Source organism: Stenotrophomonas sp. YJH_SMC_80, assembly GCF_059372495.1.
On record NZ_JCAFVP010000008.1, the window covers coordinates 114,578 to 134,125 of the forward strand.

Annotated in this window: 18 protein-coding genes; 16 read left to right on the forward strand and 2 right to left on the reverse strand. The window is 63.9% G+C overall.

The genetic code is table 11. The annotated features are described in order from the left end of the window. Positions 1-56: 56 nt before the first annotated feature. Positions 57-1,184 carry a PilT/PilU family type 4a pilus ATPase gene (locus tag AC5P99_RS14305; RefSeq protein ID WP_004141526.1) on the reverse strand — a complete coding sequence of 376 codons (1,128 nt, stop codon included), beginning with the start codon at positions 1,182-1,184 and terminating at the stop codon, positions 57-59. Between the two features lie 121 nt (positions 1,185-1,305). Here AC5P99_RS14305 and AC5P99_RS14310 point away from each other — a divergent pair, with 121 nt between their 5' ends. The 16 genes from AC5P99_RS14310 (at position 1,306) to AC5P99_RS14385 (ending at position 18,768) form a co-directional block, all read left to right on the forward strand. Further along, entirely contained in the window at positions 1,306-1,671 is a 366-nt protein-coding gene (locus AC5P99_RS14310) for a DUF4398 domain-containing protein (RefSeq protein WP_005407961.1), read from the forward strand. Next, positions 1,668-2,552: an OmpA family protein gene (locus AC5P99_RS14315; RefSeq protein WP_005407962.1), complete on the forward strand. Its 885-nt coding sequence runs from the start codon at positions 1,668-1,670 to the stop codon at positions 2,550-2,552. Before AC5P99_RS14310 ends, AC5P99_RS14315 begins: the two co-directional genes overlap by 4 nt. 324 nt (positions 2,553-2,876) lie before the next feature. Beyond that, entirely contained in the window at positions 2,877-3,113 is a 237-nt protein-coding gene (locus AC5P99_RS14320; protein ID WP_005407964.1) for an HP1242/YdcH family protein, read from the forward strand. A 300-nt stretch (positions 3,114-3,413) separates the two neighbouring features. Continuing rightward, positions 3,414-4,784, forward strand: a complete 1,371-nt coding sequence (locus tag AC5P99_RS14325; RefSeq protein WP_005407965.1) for a pyridoxal-phosphate dependent enzyme — start codon at positions 3,414-3,416, stop codon at positions 4,782-4,784. A 123-nt stretch (positions 4,785-4,907) separates the two neighbouring features. Next, positions 4,908-6,101, forward strand: a complete 1,194-nt coding sequence (locus AC5P99_RS14330) for a cystathionine gamma-synthase (RefSeq protein ID WP_495213264.1) — start codon at positions 4,908-4,910, stop codon at positions 6,099-6,101. A gap of 1 nt (position 6,102) precedes the next feature. Next, positions 6,103-7,512, forward strand: a complete 1,410-nt coding sequence (locus AC5P99_RS14335) for a glycosyltransferase family 4 protein (protein WP_049449963.1) — start codon at positions 6,103-6,105, stop codon at positions 7,510-7,512. Beyond that, complete coding sequence (locus AC5P99_RS14340) at positions 7,512-8,300, forward strand: ABC transporter permease (protein ID WP_049449964.1); 789 nt, start codon at positions 7,512-7,514, stop codon at positions 8,298-8,300. Before AC5P99_RS14335 ends, AC5P99_RS14340 begins: the two co-directional genes overlap by 1 nt. Positions 8,301-8,302: 2 nt before the next feature. Continuing rightward, positions 8,303-9,061 (forward strand): ABC transporter ATP-binding protein, encoded by a 759-nt coding sequence (locus AC5P99_RS14345; protein WP_049449966.1) that lies wholly within the window; start codon positions 8,303-8,305, stop codon positions 9,059-9,061. Next, entirely contained in the window at positions 9,042-11,576 is a 2,535-nt protein-coding gene (locus AC5P99_RS14350; protein ID WP_495213265.1) for an FkbM family methyltransferase, read from the forward strand. Before AC5P99_RS14345 ends, AC5P99_RS14350 begins: the two co-directional genes overlap by 20 nt. Next, a complete protein-coding gene (locus AC5P99_RS14355; protein ID WP_049449970.1) occupies positions 11,573-12,205 on the forward strand; it encodes a NeuD/PglB/VioB family sugar acetyltransferase in 633 nt (210 codons plus the stop codon). The genes AC5P99_RS14350 and AC5P99_RS14355 overlap by 4 nt, the downstream gene beginning before the upstream one ends. A 3-nt stretch (positions 12,206-12,208) precedes the next feature. Further along, the gene (locus AC5P99_RS14360) at positions 12,209-13,333 is read left to right on the forward strand and encodes a DegT/DnrJ/EryC1/StrS family aminotransferase (protein ID WP_049449972.1); all 1,125 of its coding nucleotides are present in this window, start codon (positions 12,209-12,211) and stop codon (positions 13,331-13,333) included. 2 nt (positions 13,334-13,335) lie between these two features. Next, positions 13,336-14,373, forward strand: a complete 1,038-nt coding sequence (locus AC5P99_RS14365) for a glycosyltransferase family 4 protein (protein ID WP_049449973.1) — start codon at positions 13,336-13,338, stop codon at positions 14,371-14,373. After that, positions 14,370-15,407 carry a glycosyltransferase family 4 protein gene (locus AC5P99_RS14370; protein WP_049449975.1) on the forward strand — a complete coding sequence of 346 codons (1,038 nt, stop codon included), beginning with the start codon at positions 14,370-14,372 and terminating at the stop codon, positions 15,405-15,407. Before AC5P99_RS14365 ends, AC5P99_RS14370 begins: the two co-directional genes overlap by 4 nt. After that, positions 15,404-16,699, forward strand: coding sequence for a glycosyltransferase family 4 protein (locus AC5P99_RS14375; protein WP_049449976.1), 1,296 nt, complete (start codon positions 15,404-15,406; stop codon positions 16,697-16,699). The genes AC5P99_RS14370 and AC5P99_RS14375 overlap by 4 nt, the downstream gene beginning before the upstream one ends. Positions 16,700-16,742: 43 nt before the next feature. Next, the gene (gene gmd / locus AC5P99_RS14380; protein ID WP_049449977.1) at positions 16,743-17,777 is read left to right on the forward strand and encodes a GDP-mannose 4,6-dehydratase; all 1,035 of its coding nucleotides are present in this window, start codon (positions 16,743-16,745) and stop codon (positions 17,775-17,777) included. A 106-nt stretch (positions 17,778-17,883) separates the two neighbouring features. Beyond that, complete coding sequence (locus AC5P99_RS14385; RefSeq protein WP_065427938.1) at positions 17,884-18,768, forward strand: NAD-dependent epimerase/dehydratase family protein; 885 nt, start codon at positions 17,884-17,886, stop codon at positions 18,766-18,768. A 103-nt stretch (positions 18,769-18,871) separates the two neighbouring features. Here AC5P99_RS14385 and AC5P99_RS14390 read toward each other — a convergent pair whose 3' ends face one another. After that, positions 18,872-19,480 (reverse strand): hypothetical protein, encoded by a 609-nt coding sequence (locus tag AC5P99_RS14390; RefSeq protein WP_123958203.1) that lies wholly within the window; start codon positions 19,478-19,480, stop codon positions 18,872-18,874. Positions 19,481-19,548 lie beyond the last annotated feature (68 nt).

Below are 19,548 nucleotides of genomic sequence, written 5' to 3' on the forward strand. Positions count from 1 at the left end.
GATTGAGTCGTAAGTGCATATACGACTTAATCCCCTCCGTCCCCTTTTTCGTGCGGTCAGAAACCGTGGGTGATGCTGGGTGCGCCGGCCGAGAAATCCGCGTATGGGTCATGCTCGCCGCTGCTGCCTTCGGACAGGCGGAACTTCAGTGCCAGGCCATCGCGCGAGTCGGCCGCGCGCAGCGCTTCCTCCTGCTCGATGGTGCCGGCCTTGGCCAGCCGGAACAGGCACTGGTCGAAACTCTCCATGCCCTCTTCCAGCGATGCTTCCATCGCCGCCTTGATTTCGTGCACCTGGCCGCGACGCAGCAGGTCGCGGATCATCGGCGTGTTGAGCAGCACTTCGGTGGCCGGCAGGCGACGGCCTTCCTTGTTCTTCACCAGGCGCTGGCTGATCACCGCACGCAGGTTCAGCGCCAGGTTCATCAGCACGTTCTTGTGCGCGCTTTCCGGGAAGAAGTTCAGGATGCGCTCGATGGTCTGGTCGGCGTTGTTGGAGTGCAGGGTGGCCAGGCACAGGTGGCCGGTTTCGGCGAAGGCGATCGCCGCTTCCATCGTCTCTGCGTCCAGGATCTCGCCGATCAGGATCACGTCCGGCGCCTCACGCATCGCGTTCTTCAGCGCGTTGTGGAAGGCATGGGTATCCAGCCCGACCTCGCGCTGGTTGACGATCGACATCTTGTGCTTGTGCAGATACTCGATCGGGTCTTCGATGGTGAGGATGTGACCGGTGGTGGTGCTGTTGCGGTGGTCGATCATCGACGCCAGCGAGGTGGACTTGCCGGAACCGGTGGACCCCACCACCAGTACCAGCCCGCGCGGGGTCATGATGACGTCCTTCAGCACCTGCGGCAGGTTCAGCTCCTCGATGCTCGGAATCCGGCTGCGGATGGCACGGATGACCATGCCCACTTCGCCGCGCTGCTTGAACACATTGACGCGGAAGCGACCGGCATCGGGCAGGGCGATGGCCATGTTGAGTTCCAGCTCGCGCTCGAACTGCGGCACCTGGCCTTCGTCCATCAGCGAGTAGGCGATCTTCTTGACCATGCCCGGCGGCAGGCCGGTGTTGCCCAGCGGATAGAGCTTCCCCTCGATCTTGATGTAGACCGGTGCCCCGGTGGTCAGAAACATGTCCGAAGCGTTCTTTTCGGTCATCAGCTTCAGGAAGTAGCCGATATCCATTGCGAATTTTCCCCAACGAAACGGCCGACGCCCGTTGCCAGCACGGTGTCGGCTTGACGACAATGGCCGTGAACCGACAACCGGTACGGCCTCCCCAATGAAACGACTTAGCTTCGCACGAATGCGCCACAGCCTGTATGTGATGGCGTTTGCATTCGCACTGTCTGCCCCCGCCTGGGCGCAGGATGGCGCGATGGAACTGGCCCAGGCCCGGCAGGCGGTCGACAAGGCCACCCAGGCCGATGCCGACCAGTACGCCCCGGACCTGATCGGGCTGGCCCGGCAGGGGCTGGAGCAGGCCCAGCGCGCCGCCGGCGACCGCCGCGAGCGCAAGAATGCCCCGGCCATGGCCCTGCGTGCCGCCGCCGATGCCGACCTGGCCCGCGTGCGCAGCGAGGAAGCCACCGTGACCGCCCAGCTGCAGCTGCGCCGCAACGAGGTCAACCAGCTGCAACGCCAGCTGTCGACCGGGGAGGATCGCCGGTGAAGCCGATGACTGCCGCAACCCTGGCCGCGCTGCTGGCGCTGCCGACCCTGGCCGTGGCCGCCGACAACCCGATGGTGGCGCAGCTGAGCCAGCGCCTGATGGCCATCCAGGCCAACCCGGATACCGCTGAGCTGGGCGCCTTCGAGCGCATGCAGGCCCAGCAGGCCATCGCCACCCTGGACAAGGCCAAGCGCCGCGACCAGGAGCTGGCCACCTACCTGGCCGAGCGCCGGGTGGAGATCGCCGAGACGGCGGTGCGTACCGCGCTGGCCGCCCGCGAGGTCGACCGCCTGGAGCGGACCCGCAGCGACCTGCTGATCGAGGCCAGCCGCCGCGATGCCGCGCGTGCCCGGCAGGAAGCCGAACAGCTGCGCATGCAGGCGCAGATGCAGGCCGAGGAGGCTGAACGCCTGCGCCAGGCCGCCGAGGCCGAGACCCTGGCCCGCCAGGACGCCGAGAACGCCCTGACCAGCGTCGCCGGCAAGCAGCAGCAGCGCCTCAGCGCCGCCCAGCAGAACGCCGCCAAGCTCGCCCGCGAGGAAGCCGAGCTGGTGTCCGGTCAGAAGCTGCCGGGCTCGAAGTTCGATGGCCGCGGCGAGGTCTTCACCTTCCGTGGCGATGCGTTTGCCGCCGGCGCCTCCAGCCTGTCCGGCGGCGCCCGCAACCAGGCCAAGGCGTTGGCCGAATACCTGAACATCGGCAAGAAGGGCCGCCTGCGCATCGAGGCTTACGACAGTGCCAACGGCGTAGGCCAGAAGCGTGCCGAGGCCCTGCGCGATGCCCTGGTTGCGGCGGGTGTCGCGAGCAACCGGATCCAGCTTGCCGGCAAGAAGGCGGCCTCCACCCAGGCACGTTCGGCCGAGGTCATCATCGCCCCGTAATTGCTTGATATTGTTTGTTTTTCGTTGTGATGAGCATTCAGCCTGAACCCCGCCTCGGCGGGGTTCGGTCTTTTTGACGCAGGGGTCTTGTACCCCGCCTTTAGCAGGCGTAGGGTCAATCGTCCGGGACGCAATGCCGCGGACCGGACGATGGGAGGGCCGGGCCGATGCAAGCAGGGCGCGAACCGCAGCAGATCGACGTGCGCAGGCCAGTGCTGCAGGTCGTTGCAGGCGTCCAGGTGGCCATCGACCGGCGCTCCTCCATGAACAACGCCCCGTGCCTTGCGGCCGGGGCGTTCGTGTATCTGTCGAAGGAGGTCCATCATGTTTGAAGATCAGCCCCAGAGCGAGATCGACGCACGTCGCGCGCGTGATCCGGAGTTCAGGGCACTCCATGACCAGCACCGCAAGTTGAACAAGAAGTGCATGGACGCGGAGTTGGGTGTACTCCCGATCGATGATGTCACCCTGGGTCGCATGAAGCGCGAGAAGCTGCTGGCCAAGCAACGACTTCTGCGAATGTACGAAACACCGCTCCCAACGACGTCCCCCACGCTTTGACGCACCCCGTCACGCCTGGAACGGCGTGACCCGGCCATCGATGGCCCCGCCGGGCGCTCCTGCCCCGGCATCGCGGCACCGCCGATGAGGCGGCCGCGCCAAGGCACCACAGGCGGTGGTGCCTTGGCCTGCAGGCACAACTCACCGATGCGGGCGGTACCGGTCTCCTCGTCGATCCGGGGCCGTCCGCATCTCTTTCTGCGGGCTTGCGGCCCGTCTCCGCGCCGACCTGACATTCATCGCCATCCGACGGATAATCATCGGTCCGGCCCCCTGCGGCGCGAACCGAAAGTCCTCCGAATGCCCATTCATTCTTCCGTCCTCGAACTCATCGGCCAGACCCCGATCGTCAAGGCCCAGCGCCTGGACACCGGCGTCTGCGAGCTCTACCTGAAGCTCGAAAGCGCCAACCCGGGTGGATCGATCAAGGATCGCATCGGCCTGTCGATGATCGAGGCGGCGGAGCAGCGCGGCGACCTGAAGCCGGGTGCGACCCTGGTCGAGGGTACCGCCGGCAACACCGGGCTGGGCCTGGCCCTGGTCGCGCAGCAGAAGGGTTACAAGCTGATCCTGGTCGTTCCCGACAAGATGAGCCGCGAGAAGATCTTCAACCTGAAGGCGATGGGCGCCGAAGTCCGCCTGACCCGCTCGGACGTGGCCAAGGGCCATCCGGAGTACTACCAGGACCTGGCCAAGACCATCGCCGAGCAGACCCCGGGCGCCTACTTCATCAACCAGTTCGGCAACCCGGACAACCCGGCCGCGCATGAATTCGGTACCGGCCCGGAGATCTTGGAGCAGATGGGCGGCGACCTCGACGCCATCGTGTTCGGCTGCGGCAGCTCCGGCACCATGACCGGCCTGTCGCGTGCCTTCGCCAAGCTGTCGCCGAAGACCGAGCTGGTGCTGGCCGATCCGGTCGGCTCGATCCTGGCCGAATACATCAATGACGGCGTGCTCAACGACAAGTCGGGCAGCTGGCTGGTGGAGGGCATCGGCGAGGACTTCCTGCCGTCGATCTCCGACTTCAGCCGCGTCAAGAAGGCCTATGCCATCAGCGACGCCGAGAGCTTCCACACCGCGCGTGAACTGCTGGGCAAGGAAGGTATCCTCGGCGGCTCGTCCACCGGCACCCTGCTGGCCGCTGCGCTGAAGTACTGCAAGGAGCAGACCACGCCGAAGAAGGTGCTGGTGCTGGTCTGCGATACCGGCAACAAGTACCTGTCGAAGATGTACAACGACTACTGGATGCTGGACAACGGCTTCCTGGAGCGCCCGCAGCACGGTGACCTGCGCGACCTGATCCTGCGCCCGTACGGCCAGCGCGACACCGTGGTGATCGGCCCGAACGACCTGCTGACCACCGCCTACCAGCGCATGAAGCTGTACGACGTGTCGCAGCTGCCGGTGATGGACGGTGACCAGCTGGTCGGCATCGTCGACGAAAGCGACGTGCTGCTGCACGTCTATGGTGACGAAGCGCGTTTCCGCGACACCGTCGCCACGGCGATGGTCAGCAAGCTGGACCGGCTGGACGTGAAGTCGCCGATCGAGGCGCTGCTGCCGGTGTTCGACCGCGGCCAGGTGGCGATCGTGATGGACGGCAACGCCTTCCTGGGCCTGATCACCCGTATCGACCTGCTGAACTATCTGCGCCGTCGCGTGCAGTAAGCCGTTGATCGCCGACGTTCGCTGCTGAATCCCGGTTTATCCGCGTCAAAGGTCGTTAAGGCCGCGCTGGTAGACTTCCGCACCTTCGATGGCGCCGCGTGTCGGCGCCCCTCAGGAAAGAACATGTCCAACGCTACTTCCCAGGATCGCGCCCTGGCCTTGGCCACGCTGGCCATCCACGGCGGCCAATCGCCCGACCCCAGCACCGGCGCGGTGATGCCGCCGATCTACGCCACCTCGACCTATGCGCAGTCCAGCCCGGGCGAGCACCAGGGCTTCGAGTACTCGCGTACCCACAACCCGACCCGCTTCGCCTACGAGCGCTGCGTAGCGTCGCTGGAAGGTGGCACCCGCGGCTTCGCCTTCGCCTCGGGCATGGCGGCCAGCTCGACCGTGATCGAACTATTGGACGCCGGCAGCCACGTGGTGGCGATGGACGATATCTATGGCGGCAGCTTCCGCCTGTTCGAGCGCGTGCGTCGCCGCACCGCCGGGCTGGAGTTCAGCTTCGTCGACCTGACCGACCTGGCTGCGTTCGAGGCAGCCATCACGTCGAAGACGAAGATGGTCTGGATCGAGACCCCGACCAACCCGATGCTGAAGATCGTCGACATCGCCGCGGTGGCCGCCATCGCCAAGCGCCATGGCCTGATCGTGGTGGTCGACAGCACCTTCGCCTCGCCGATGCTGCAGCGCCCGCTGGAACTGGGCGCGGACTTGGTCCTGCACTCGGCCACCAAGTACCTCAACGGCCACTCGGACATGGTCGGCGGCATGGTGGTGGTGGGCGACAACGCCGAGCTGGCCGAGCAGATGGCTTTCCTGCAGAACTCGGTGGGTGGTGTGCAGGGCCCGTTCGACAGCTTCCTGGCTCTGCGCGGCCTGAAGACCCTGCCGCTGCGCATGAAGGCGCATTGCGCCAACGCGCTGGCCCTGGCCCAGTGGCTGGACAAGCACCCGGCGGTGGAGAAGGTGATCTACCCGGGCCTGCCGTCGCACCCGCAGCATGAGCTGGCGGGCAGGCAGATGGCCGGCTACGGCGGCATCGTCTCGATCGTGCTCAAGGGCGGTTTCGAGGCGGCCAAGCGCTTCTGCGAGAAGACCGAGCTGTTCACCTTGGCCGAATCGCTGGGCGGTGTGGAGAGCCTGGTGAACCATCCGGCGGTGATGACGCATGCCTCGATTCCGGTCGCGCGGCGGGAACAGCTGGGGATCAGTGATGCGCTGGTGCGGCTGAGCGTGGGTGTGGAGGATCTGGGGGATCTGCAGGTGGATCTAGAGAGGGCGTTGGCTGCCAGCGGCGGGGACGTCCGCTGAAATGACGCAGACCACTGTAAGCGTGTCGTTGCGCTACCGCGTGCTGCGTTGGTTGGCCAGCCTGGCCTGGTTGAAGTCGATCTACCACCTTCTGCCGGCGCGCCTGCGCAATCGGCTGACAGGGCGTCTGGTTGCGCTGCCGGGGCCGATCTACTGCCGTTTCGAGAACGAAGCGCAATGGGCCGAGCGCAGGCTGCCTGTGACCGACGCGCCGGTGCACTTCTTCGGCCAGCCCGATCCGTCCTGGCAGGGGCACGGCGTCAACGTGTTCGCCTACCTGCGTGGCCAGTTCGGCCTGGCCGAGTGCGCGCGCATGTACGCACGTGCGCTGCTGGGCACGCATTACCCGGCGGCCCTGGTGGATGTGGACATCAACCTGCCGCATGGTTGGGATGACCGCAGCCTGGACCAGTACATCGGCGATGACGCGCCGCATCGCGTGCATCTGGTGTTCATCAATCCGGACTTTCTGGAAGCCGCGCTGGAACAGATCGGCAAGGCGCGCCTGCAGGGCGGCTACATCATCGCCTGCTGGTTCTGGGAACTGGAGAACATTCCCAAGACGTGGCTGTCCGCCCTGGACAAGGTGGACGAGATCCTGGTGGCCTCGCGCTACGTCGGCGAAGCCTTCGCGCGCGTCACCGACAAGCCGATCCTGTGCGTGCCGCTGCCGCTGAGCGAGGTGGGTGACAGCGGCCTGCAGCGCCAGGACTTCGGCATCCCCGATGATGCCTTCGTGTTCCTGACGTCCTTCGATTTCAATTCGTACGTGCACCGCAAGAATCCCTTCGCGGCCATTCACGCGTTCCAGCAGGCGTTCCCGCGCGAGCGCCAGGACGTACAGCTGCTGATCAAGACCAGCAATGGCTACCGCCGGCCCGATCGCCTGCAGCTGCTGCTGGACGCGGTGAAGGATGATCCGCGCATCGTGGTCCGTGACCAGGTGCTGGACCGCCCCGACGTGCAGGCACTTCAGCGTTGCTCGGATGTCTATGTGTCTCTGCATCATGCGGAAGGCTTCGGCATGGGGCTGGCCGAGTGCATGGCCCAGGGCAAGCCTGTGATGGGCACGGCCTGGTCGGGCAACATGGAATTCATGGATGCCGACAACAGCGCGCTGGTCAACTACACGCTGGTCCCGGTGGCCGAGGGCGAATATGCCCACCATGAAGGCCAGCGCTGGGCGGCGGCCGACGTGGACGATGCGGCGCGCTGGATGCGCCGATTCGCCGATGAGCCGGAGCTTGCCCGTGCCATGGGCGAGCGGGCCCGTACCTCGGTGCTGCACACGCTTTCGCCCGAGCGGGCGGCGGCCGCGCTGATTGAACGTATCGAACAGATCCATCAACAGCGCGGCTTCATCTCCGGGGCAGGCGCGTCCACCGTGTCCCAGCAGGAGGGACAGTACTGATGCACAGCTATTCCTCTACCCTCAAGGACCTGCGCGAAGGGATCCGCGGCGCCAAAGTGTCCTTCCATATCGCCAAGGGTGACATCAAGGCGCGGTACCGCCGCAGCATCCTGGGGCCGTTCTGGCAGTCGCTGGCCACCGCGGTGGGCGTGGTCGGCCTGGGCCTGCTCTGGAGCCAGCTGCTCAACATCGAGCGCGAGAAGTTCATTCCCACCCTGACGGCGGGCCTGATCATCTGGCAGATGCTGTCGGGCATCCTGATCGAAAGCTGCGGCCTGTTCGTCCGGCAGGCCTCGATCATCCGCAACGTGGTCATGCCGCTGTCGGTGCACCCGATGAGTGTGGTAACCCGCTACATCGTCAACTTCGCCCACAGCCTGCTGGTGTTCGTGATCGTGGCGGTGTTCATGCGCATCGAAGTGAACTGGAACACGCTGCTGTTCATTCCTGGTCTGGCGCTGGTGGTGGTGAACATGCTCTGGCTGGCGTTCGTGTTTGGCGTGATGGGCGCCCGTTACCGTGATCTGGAGTACGGTGTGGCGTCGGTGATGCCGATGCTGTTCCTGGTCAGCCCGGTGATGTACCGCCTGGAATATCTGCCGTTCTCCTCGAAGATCCTCGAATTCAATCCCTTTACCTACCTGATCGAAGTCATCCGCGCGCCGATGCTGGGCCACGCCCCGTCGCTGCAGATCTACCTGGTGCTGGTGGGCATGGCCATAGTCGGCTGGTCGCTGGCGTTCTGGTTCCTGCACAAGGCCAAGCTGCGACTGCCCTTCTGGATTTGAACATGACTGCCAAGCTGAACTTCGAGAACGTCACCCTCCGTTACCCGATCTACAACTCGCACAGCCTGTCGCTGCGCCGCAATCTGGTGGGTATCGCCACCGGTGGCCGCCTGCTTGCCGGCAGCGGCCAGATTACCCAGGTCACCGCGCTGGACGGGGTGTCCTTCAGCCTCAAGCAGGGGGATGCGGTGGGCATCGTCGGCCATAACGGCGCGGGCAAGAGCACCCTGCTGCGCACCATGGCCGGCATCTATACGCCCCTGCAGGGTCGGATCGAGCGGGTGGGCCGGGTGGCGACCATGCTGGAGGTCGGCGCGGGCATGGACCCGGAGCTCTCCGGCTATGAGAACATCCGCCGGATGGGCCTGATGCTCGGGTTGTCGCTGAAGGAGATCGACTCGCGCATTCCCGAGATCGAGGAATTCACCGATCTGGGCGACTTCCTGCACTTGGCCGTGCGCACCTATTCGGCGGGCATGGCCATGCGCCTGATGTTTGCCGTGGCCACCTGCACCACACCGGACATCCTGCTTGTGGACGAAGTGTTCGATGTCGGCGATGAGGCCTTCAAGGAACGCGCCGCCCAGCGCATGCACAATTTCATCAAGTCCTCGCAGATCTTCTGCCTGGCGTCGCACTCGATGGATACGATTGCCGAATACTGCAACCGTGTCTTCGTGCTCAGCCACGGTACTCTGCGGGAAATCTCAATGGACCAGCTCAGGTCGGAAGGATATGGCGTTGAAAATCAAGCTGGGTAATGCTGTAAGTAGTGCTGCCGATAAGGCCGCGCAGTCGCGCTCAAGCGACGGTTTCCTAGCTCCGGGGGAGGAGCTGGTACTGAGCAGTTCCCCGTATGCCTGCATGGATCCTGTCACCATGCGGGGATTCGCCTTGCCTGAAACGGACGGGGTCTGGTCCAGCGCTGCGGTCAGTACGATCGATGTGCGCCTGCGCGAAGTCGATGCCAGCCGTCGTTACCGGGTGGTGATTGGCGCGATTGCGTTTGAAGGGGGCAGCCATCGGGCGTTGGTTTCGATCCGGGTTAACGGTGGGCCTGCCCATCAGGTGTTGGCCGGCGGATCGGGCTGGTCCTCGATCGTCGCGGATTGGGAGATACAGGTCGTCGGGAAGATTCCGATGGTCCGTATCGAGTTCCAGGTCGCCAATCCAATGTCGCCCAACGCGCTGGGTCTCGGTGATGACAATCGCCTCCTGGGATTCAAGGTTCGCTCGTTGCAGTTGCTCGATCTGGGGCCGGCCAGCACGGCGGTGGCGGCAACGCCCGTGCCCGTGCAGACCGTGGCAGAGGCAGAGATGCCAGAGGCCGCCGATGCGGGCGCCGTCGGGATCTTTACCCAGTCGCCGACGGAGACCATTCGCGCGCTTGCCAAGCGCGGCCCGATTCTGCGCATGCTGTTGCTGGACAAGAATCCTGTCGTTCGCCTGGTGCGTTGGATGCGACGGGTCAGCCGCAACATGGAGGAGATGCGTCGCCAGCTTGACCTGATCCGCATCGATTCCGCGCGGCAGACGCGTGAGCTTGGCGAACGCGTGGACAACATCGAGATCGATGCCCGTGTGCAGGAGCGCGAGCGTCGGCGTGCCGGTTCCAGCGTTGATGCGATCATCGAGCGGCTGGAGCTGAATCATGCTCGCCTGCTTGCCATCGAAGAGTCCGCGCACCAGGCAGGTCGCATGCATGAGCAGCATCGCGATGAGCATGCAGACAGTCTGGAGAGCATCATCGCCACGACCGACGGTCTTGGCCGTGATGTGGCCGCTGTACTGGACACTCTCAACACGACCCTGTCCGAGTCGATGCGGATGTTGCGTGAGTTCGAGGGCGTGGACAACAAGCTGGCGGGCATGGACCGGGCGCTGAAGTTGGTGCAGAAGCAGGGCGAGGATCATGCACGCCATGCGATTTCCGGTATACGCGAACTGCGCGAACAACTGCACCTGTCACTGCAGCAGCAGCAGGTCCGTTCGGAGGCGGCCCAGGCCGGCATCGAGTCGAGCTTGCAGGGGATGATCGAGCGCCAGTGGTCGGAGTCCGACGAGCTTCGCCAGCACATGCATTCTACACTGCAGCAGCTGGAAAACCGCCACCAGCACGAGCGCGAGGAACTCAAGCGCCAGGTGCAGGACGTATTGACCGAGGGTGCGCGGGTGCTGGATGTGCGCAGCAGCGTGGACGCCGAAGTGCTACGCCATCACGTCCTTCGACTGCACGAACGGCTTGACCGGCTGCCGGTCATTGCACCAGGTACCGGTGCAGCGGTTTACACGATGGGCGATGCGGCCGCCTCGGAACAGACCCTCCAGCTGGTTGCCCAGTTGCACCAGAAGCTGGACAACAGCGAAATCGAGACCGGCCAGATTCTAGAGCTGCTGGTGGGCATCAAGGAGCGGGTCGAAACCCAGCAGCTGGTGCTGTCCAGTGCCACAGGGCGCCTCGCCTCCCCGTCTCAGCGCCGCGTGCTGCGGCGGCATGACGGCTGGCTGATCGCGGTTGGGTTCGGCACATTCTCCTGTGCCGAAAGTGACGACCTGCTGGCAATGTGCCTGCTTGAAAGTGGCGACGTCGAGCTTGGCCTGCGGTTGTTCCTCGAGCATGCGCTGAAGCCGGGCGATGTCTTCCTTGATGCAGGAGCCAACATCGGCCTGCATACCGTGGCCGCAGCGAATGTGGTTGGCCCGTCCGGCAGGATTTTCGCTGCCGAGGCGATGCCGCGCACCCAGGAGCACCTGCGTGCATCGCTGCGCCTGAGCGGGGTGGAGGACCGTGTACAGGTCCTGCCGGTCGCGCTGGGAGCCCACAACGAGGATGGCCGGGAATTCCACATCGGTGCCGTTGCCGGCCACAGTTCGCTGTATCCCCTTGACGGTGAGCTGGAGGTCGTTCGTGTGGATGTCAGGACCGTCGATGGCCTGTTGGGCGAGCAGTCGGTCGCGCTGGCCAAGATCGACGTAGAGGGCGCCGAGCTGGAGGTGCTGGCGGGCATGCGTCAACTGCTTGCCGCCAATCCAGCCATGGGAATCATTGCCGAGTACGCGGTATCGCACCTCGGGCGGTCGGGGACAAGTGAAGCTGAATGGGACGCCTTCCGCAGCGGGCACGGCTTCGATCTGTACCGGATCGATGATCTGACGGGCGCCTGCCTGCGCCTGGAGGGTTTCGCGGACCTGCGTGGATACGCCAGCTCGAACATTCTGCTGTGCCCACCGGCCAGCCTGCTACCGGCTGCCGTTGTGGCGGGTGGTGCCCAATGAGCAAGGTTGCTGTCATCGGCGCCGGAGGGCACGCCAAGGTGATCATCGATCTGCTGCGTGGCGGGGGCCATGACGTGGTTGCCTGCCTGGATGCGGGGCGCGTAGGCCAGATCGTCAACGGGGTTCCGGTTCTCGGCGACGAACGCGTGGAACTGCCCCGGCTCAAGGAGCAGGGCGTGGATGCGGTCTTCGTCGCCCTGGGGGACAATCGGCTGCGTCAAAAGGTGGTGGCGGCAATCGCTGCAGCCGGCCTTGAGATGATCCCGGCAGTGGGACGCTCCGCGGTGATTGCTCCCAGTGCCCGCATCGGTCGGGGCTGCGCCATCATGGAAGGCGCCATACTGAATGCGGACGCCGTAGTTCACGATTTTGCTATAATTAACACAAATGTGTCCGTCGACCACGACTGCGTGGTTGGCGCCTTCGCTCACATCGCCCCGGGCAGTACGCTTGCCGGTGGTGTGGAGGTGGGGAGCAGCGTCTTTCTCGGTGCAGGTACGAGAGTGATTCCGGGCATCAAGATCGCGGACGGCGCCGTTGTTGGCGCTGGTGGCGTCGTTGTCAGGGATGTCGGCTCAGCCGGGACGTGGGTCGGCGTGCCGGCACGGCAAATCAAGATAAAGGACTAATCAATGTTGGCGTCAAAGCGGATTCCGGTAGCAGTGCCCAGCCTCTCCGGAAATGAAAAGAAGTACGTGGGCCAGTGCCTGGATTCAACGTGGATCTCTTCGGCGGGTGAGTTCATTGGTCGTTTCGAGCAGAGCTTCGCGGACTTCTGCGGTGTTCGCCATGCGGTGGCGATCAATAACGGCACGACCGCCATTCACCTGGCGCTGGTGGCGTTGGGGGTCGGCGAAGGCGACGAAGTGCTGATCCCGACCTTGACTTACATCGCCACGGCGAATGCGGTTGCCTACTGCAACGCCAAGCCGGTCCTGGTCGACTCCGAGCCGGGCACCATGAACATGGATCCGGCCAAGCTGGAAGCCCTGATCACGCCCCGCACCAAGGCGATCATCGTGGTGCACCTGTATGGCCATCCGACCAACATGGGGCCGGTCATGGAGATCGCGCGCCGCCACAACCTCAAGGTCGTGGAAGACGCCGCTGAGGCGCATGGTGCCGAGTATCAGGGCACCCGCGTGGGTGGCATCGGTGATTGCGCCACCTTCAGCTTCTTCGGCAACAAGATCATCACTACCGGCGAAGGTGGCATGGTGACCACCAATGATGATGAGCTGGCCTCCCGCCTGCGCCTGTACCGCGGCCAGGGCATGGACCCGAAGCGCCGCTACTGGTTCCCGGTGGTGGGTTTCAACTACCGCATGACCAATGTTGCTGCAGCGATCGGCGTGGCCCAGATGGAGCGTATCGACGAAGCCCTGCAGGTGCGCCAGCGCGTTGCCGGCTGGTATGAGGCGGCCTTTGCGCAGCATGCGGATCTGGTCGAGCGTCCGGCTGTGGCCGAGTACGCCCACCATGTCTACTGGATGTACACCGTGCTGTTGACTGGCCTGAGCGAGCAGCAGCGCGATGAAGTGATGCGCCTGATGGATGCCGATGGGATCGAAACGCGCCCGGTGTTCTACCCGATGCATGTGCTGCCGCCTTACCTCGAAGACGGGGCCGCCTACCCGGTCGCCAACGACCAGGCTGCGCGTGGCATCAATCTGCCGACGCACGCCGGCCTCACTGTCGAGGACGTCGAGCGCGTCGTGGAAGCCCTGGTTTCGGCCATCGGCCGCGTGAGCGCCTGACCTTGCGTATTGCCATCTGTTCGTCCTTTGTACCGTTCGTCAATGGTGGAGCACGCTTCATCGTTGACTGGCTTGGAAGCCGTCTGCGCGAGCATGGCCACCAGGTGGAGATCATCTACCTGCCGATGGTCGAGACGCCGACTGAACTGCTGCAGCAGATGGCGGCCTATCGGATAATGAATCTGTCCGATTCGGTTGACCGGGTGATCACCACCCGGCCGCCGGCCCACCTGATCCAGCATCCGAAGAAGGTGGCGTGGTTCATCCATCATTTCCGCATGTACTACGACATGTGGGATACGCCTTATCGCGGCTTCCCTGATGATGCCCGCCACCGCGCCCTGCGCGGCGCGCTGGCGAGGGCTGATACCACGGCGCTGGCAGAGTCGCACCGGCTTTTCACCAATTCACAGGTGGTTGCCGATCGTGTCAAGCGCTACAACGGCCTGGATGCCGAGGTGCTGTATCCCCCCCTGTTCGATGTGTCCCATTTCCGGGATGCAGGCCAGGGCGACGAGATCGTGTACGTCTGCCGCATGGAGCAGCACAAGCGCCAGCACCTGTTGCTGGAAGCGTTCAAGTACGTGACCACCCCGGTCAAGCTGCGCCTGTGCGGTACCAGCAGTGGGCCCGGCTACACCAATGGTCTGCGCGCCTTCATCGTTGCCGAAGGCCTTCAGGATCGGGTTGCCTGCGTTGACCGTTGGATCACCGAGGAAGAGAAGGCTCAGTGGCTGTCCACTGCGCTGGCTGCGGCGTACCTGCCCGAGGATGAGGATTCCTACGGCTATCCGTCGCTGGAGGCGGCACAATCGGCGAAGCCGATCATCACCACCACCGATTCCGGCGGCGTGCTCGAGTTTGTCCAGCATGGCCACAACGGCATGATCGCCGAGCCGGACCCGCGGGCACTTGCCGAGGCCATCGACGCATTGTGGATGGACCGCGAGCACACCCGCCGCATGGGCGAAGCTGCCAAAGCGCGCGTGCAGGAATTGAAGATCAACTGGGACCACGTCCTGGAGCGTTTGCTGTCATGAAGGTCCTTGTTGTCAACAACATGGTGCCGGGACTGCGGGGTGGCGCGGAAGAACTCGCGGACCAGCTCGTCGTTCACCTGCGCCAGGCAGGGCACCAGTCCGAGCTGCTGCGCATCCCGTTCTCGTGGCAGCCGCCGGAACGGATCATCGATGAGATGCTGATGTGCCGCAGCATGCGCCTGCTCAATGTCGACCGGGTCATCGCCATGAAGTTCCCGGCGTACCTGCTGCCCTTCGACGAGAAGGTCTTCTGGCTTGCGCATCAGTACCGCCAGGCCTATGACATGTGGGATGCCGGCCACAGCAACATTCCCGATACTCCGGAGGGCCGGCAGATCCGTGCCGCGATCACCGAAGCGGACAATGATGCATTCTCGTTGGCGCAGAGCATCTATGCCGTAGGCCGCACTGTGCAGGAGCGGTTGATGCACTACAACGGCATCCCGTCCGAACTGCTGCGCGCCCCCTTGAACGATGCCGAGCTGTTTACCGGCGGCGAGTATGGTGATTACATCTTCGCTGGCGGCCGCATCAATGCCGGCAAGCGTCAGCACCGGCTGATCGAGGCGCTTGCGCAGACCCGGTCGCCGGTCAAGCTGATCATCGCCGGGCCGGCCGATACCCCGGCGGACGAGCAGCGCCTGCGTGCGCTGGTGGAGAGCCATGGCCTGCAGAGCCGTGTAAAACTGGATATTGGATTCCACCCACGTCAGGTCATCGCCGACTACGTGAATGGTGCATTGGCATGTGCCTATCTGCCGATGGCGGAAGATTCCTTCGGCTACGTGACCATGGAAGCCTGCCAGTCGCGCAAGGCGGTCATCACCGTGGACGATTCCGGCGATTTGACCGAGCTGATCAAGCAGGGGCTCAACGGCTGGGTGTGCGCCGACGATACCAGTGAGATCGCTGCTGCCATGACCGAAGCATTCGCCGCACGGGCGCAGACCCGTGAGCGCGGCAGCAACGCATACGACTCATGGACCCGCCTGGACATCAACTGGGCATCGACAGTGGAGAAACTGACGCGATGAAGATTGTCTGGGCCGGCCCCTACTGTGGACCATCGGCGATCGCTCGCTTCAGTGTCCACGTCGTTAACGCCCTGCGTGGGCTGGGCCACGATGTCGCCATCTATCGTACTGAAACCGGCGAGGCCGCTGCCTATCCGGCCTTGCCTGATCCGGTCGTCCTGCGTTCGGGCAGCGCGATGGAAGAAGAGTGGCTGCGTACCGCGGATCTGGTGTTCGCCAACATCGGTGATCACTACGGTTTCCACGGTGGCATCTTCGATCTGGCGCGCAAGCGTCCGTTCATCGGCATCATGCACGACTGGTTCGTTCTGAACCTGTTCTGGGACCGATTGAAGGCCGAGGGCCGTCCTCACGATGCGCCACGGATCATCCAGGGGCTGTATGGCCAGGAGGCCGGTGAGCTGTGTGCTGCGGCGACCTCCGAGACCATCATGCCGGTGGCCGCAGCGCATTTCCCCATGACCCAATGGGCCGTGTCGGATCTGCTGGGTTGCATCATCCACTCCGAGTTCTACCGGTCGAAAGTGCAGGCCCGTTGCCCTGGGCCGGTGCATAAGCTCTCGCTGGCCTATCCGGCGCCTGACGTACGGCAGGACCTGCGTTCAGCGGTGGACGATCACAGTCGCCTGCGCCTGTGCACGCTGGGCGTAGTGAATCCGAACAAGTGTGTCGACACAGTCGTACGTGCGTTGATGCTGGATCCCGCGCTGGCCGCCCGCACCGAATACCACGTGCTTGGAGGTATCAGTGACCAGGAGCGCAGGCGCCTGGAATCGGTCTGCGCGGAAGTTGGTTTCCGGGGCCTGGTGCTCGAAGGCCGGGTCAGCGATGAACGCCTTGTGGAAGGCATGGCAGAGGCCGACGCCATCTGCTGCCTGCGCGATCCAGCGCTGGAAGGGGCCTCGGCCTCCGCGATCGAGGGCATGCAGTCGGGGGTGCCAGTGGTGGTGTCCAATGCTGGTTTCTACGCGGACCTTCCCGATGAGTATGTGCTGAAAATCCCGCAGGGCGATTGCACGGAAGAGCTTCTGGCGCAATTGCACTTCGTTGACCGCGAACGCGGCGCCGCTCGTGAGATGGGCGCGCGTGCACGCGCCTGGGCTCGTGACGAATTCTCCGCCGTGCGCTATGCCATGGGGCTTGATGCACTGATGCCGGAGTTCATAGAAAGCGAACCCTACATTGCCACTGCCAGGGCGCTTGGCCGCGAGCTGGGGCGGCTGGGGGTGCCTGGCAACAGCCCCTCGGCAGGCAGGCTGGCTGGCATGCTCGACGGCATGTTCAGTCTCTGATGCGGTCCTCCCCTACGAATTCCCAATCATTCAGGAAAACAGCATGAAATCTGCAGTCATCACCGGTATCTCTGGCCAGGACGGCGCTTACTTGGCGCAGCTGCTGCTTGAGAAGGGCTACAAGGTCTACGGCACTTATCGTCGTACCAGCTCGGTCAACTTCTGGCGTATCGAAGAGCTGGGCATCGACAAGCACCCGAATCTGCACCTGGTCGAGCACGATCTGCAGGACATCGGCTCCTCGATCCGCCTGCTGCAGGACAGCGGTGCGACCGAGGTCTACAACCTGGCAGCGCAGAGTTTTGTGGGCGTGTCCTTCGACCAGCCGGTGCTGACCGCGCAGATCACTGCGCTGGGTGCGCTGAACCTGCTCGAGGCGATCCGCGCGGTCAACCCGAAGATCCGCTTCTACCAGGCGTCGACCTCGGAGATGTTCGGCCTGGTGCAGCAGGTGCCGCAGACCGAGCAGACCCAGTTCTACCCGCGTAGCCCTTACGGTGTGGCCAAGCTGTACGCTCACTGGATCACTGTGAACTACCGTGAGTCCTACGGCATCTTTGGTGCCAGCGGCATCCTGTTCAACCATGAATCGCCGCTGCGTGGCCGTGAGTTCGTGACCCGCAAGATCACCGACTCGGTTGCCAAGATCAAGCTGGGCAAGCTGGATGTGCTGGAGCTGGGTAACCTTGACGCCAAGCGCGACTGGGGCTTTGCCAAGGAATACGTTGAAGGTATGTGGCGCATGCTGCAGGTCGAGGTGCCGGATACCTACGTGCTGGCCACCAACCGTACCGAGACCGTGCGCGATTTCGTCACCATGGCGTTCAAGGCGATCGGTGTCGAACTGGCCTGGAATGGCACGGGTCTGGACGAGGTCGGCACCTGCACGGCCAGTGGCAAGGTCCTGGTGAAGATCAATCCCAAGTTCCACCGCCCGGCGGAAGTTGATCTGTTGATCGGCAATCCGGAAAAGGCCAAGCGTGAACTGGGCTGGGAGCCGTCGACCACGCTCGAGGAGCTGTGCGAGATGATGGTCAAGGCCGACCTGCGCCGCAATGAGGCCGGCGCTTCGTTCTGATTCGCGGCACATTCTGCTGGCCTTATCGTTCGATCGCGGCAGGCAGGCGCTACGCGCCTGGCTTGCCGCGCTCCCTCCACAGCAGTTGATGGTCCGGAAAACTTGCATGAAGCCCATTGCAGCGATAACGGGAATCGAAGGATTCACCGGCCCCTATATGGCCGCGGAACTGGAGCGGCTTGGTTACCAGGTGAAGGGGATCAGTCGCAACCCTGTTCCAGGGCGCGACAATGAAGTCGCGGACATTCTCGACCCCGATGCGATCGGCGCGGTGATGAAGCGGCTGCAGCCGCAGGTGGTTGTCCATCTGGCGGGGGTTTCACACGTAACCCATCGTGATGTCTCCGCGATCTACCAAGCCAACATCATGGGCACGCGCAACCTGCTGGAAGCGCTGACAGAGCTGGGTACGGCGCCGAAAAGCGTGCTGCTGCCCAGCAGTGCCCACGTCTACGGGGCCTCTTCCAGTTGCCTGCTGGATGAGACTTCGCCGATGGCGCCATTCAACGACTACGCCATCAGCAAGGTGGCGAGTGAGCATGTCGGCACGTTGTACATGGACCGGTTGCCCATCATGCTGACCCGTCCGTTCAATTACACTGGAGTCGGGCAGTCGCCTTCGTTCTTCGTTGCCAAAGTCATCGACCACGCGCGCCGTGGCAGTACCGATTTGCGCCTGGGCAATCTTGATGTCGAGCGTGACTTCACTGATGTGCGTGATCTCGTCCGCTGCTACGGCATGCTGATCGAGCAGGGGTGCCGTGGCGATGTGGTTAATATCTGCAGCGGCATTCCGACCTCGCTGCGCAGCGTCATCGAAACTGTCAGCGAGATCTCCGGACTGGAGTTTGCGATTGAAAGCGATGCCGAGTTGATCCGCAGCCATGATGTCGATCGCCTTGCCGGCTCGAATGCCCGATTCACCACGCTGACGGGGGGGATTACCTTCCGGCCCCTGCGTGAAACCTTGCAGTGGATGCTGCACGCCTGAGTCATCCAGATACGGTGACCCGCCCCGGCGCCCGGGGTGGATCCCAATAAAAACGCCCCGGAGCGGAAGCTGCCGGGGCGTTTTTTTCAGGCTTTCAGGGCGATTACGGCGAGGTGGCCGCCGCGATCGGCGCACCCTTGTCGTCGCACAGGCCCTTGCCGTCGGCGCAGCGCGCAAACGGGCCGAGGATCAGCACCGGCTGCTTGAAGTTGAAGCCAAACCACGCCACGCCTTCCTGCACCAGCTCAACCTGGAGCTTGTTGCCGACCAGCAGGGCAGCCGGAACGGAGGCCTTCAGTTCCTGCGACTGGCCGACCTGCAGGTCACCGTTGAACACGGCCCGGCCGATGTCCTGGCCACGCTTGCCGTCGGCATTGCCCGGGTCCGGTACCAGCTGCAGCACACCGGCCGACACGTTCTGGCCGCCGGTGGCGGGCAGGGTGGCTTTGCCATTGTTGGTGACCTTGAAGGCGACGGTCAGGGTGTCATCGGCGGCGTTGTAGGTGGCCTGCCCGACCTGCTCGATCGCGATGGACACTTCTTCCTGGGTCAGCGGCTTGTTCTGTGCGGCGCTGGCCGCCGGTGCGTCTGCCGGTGCCGCTGCCTGCTGCGCTGAAGCCGGGGTTTCGCTGTCGCCGGAAGAACAGGCTGCCAGGGTAAAGGTGGAAGCCAGAATCAGCGGGAGTGCAAGTCTACGGTACTTAGTATTCATGAAATGCTCGATGAGCTGTTGGATTGAAGTGGTCGGATCCATCGACGGCAATCCTTCCAGGACGTGGA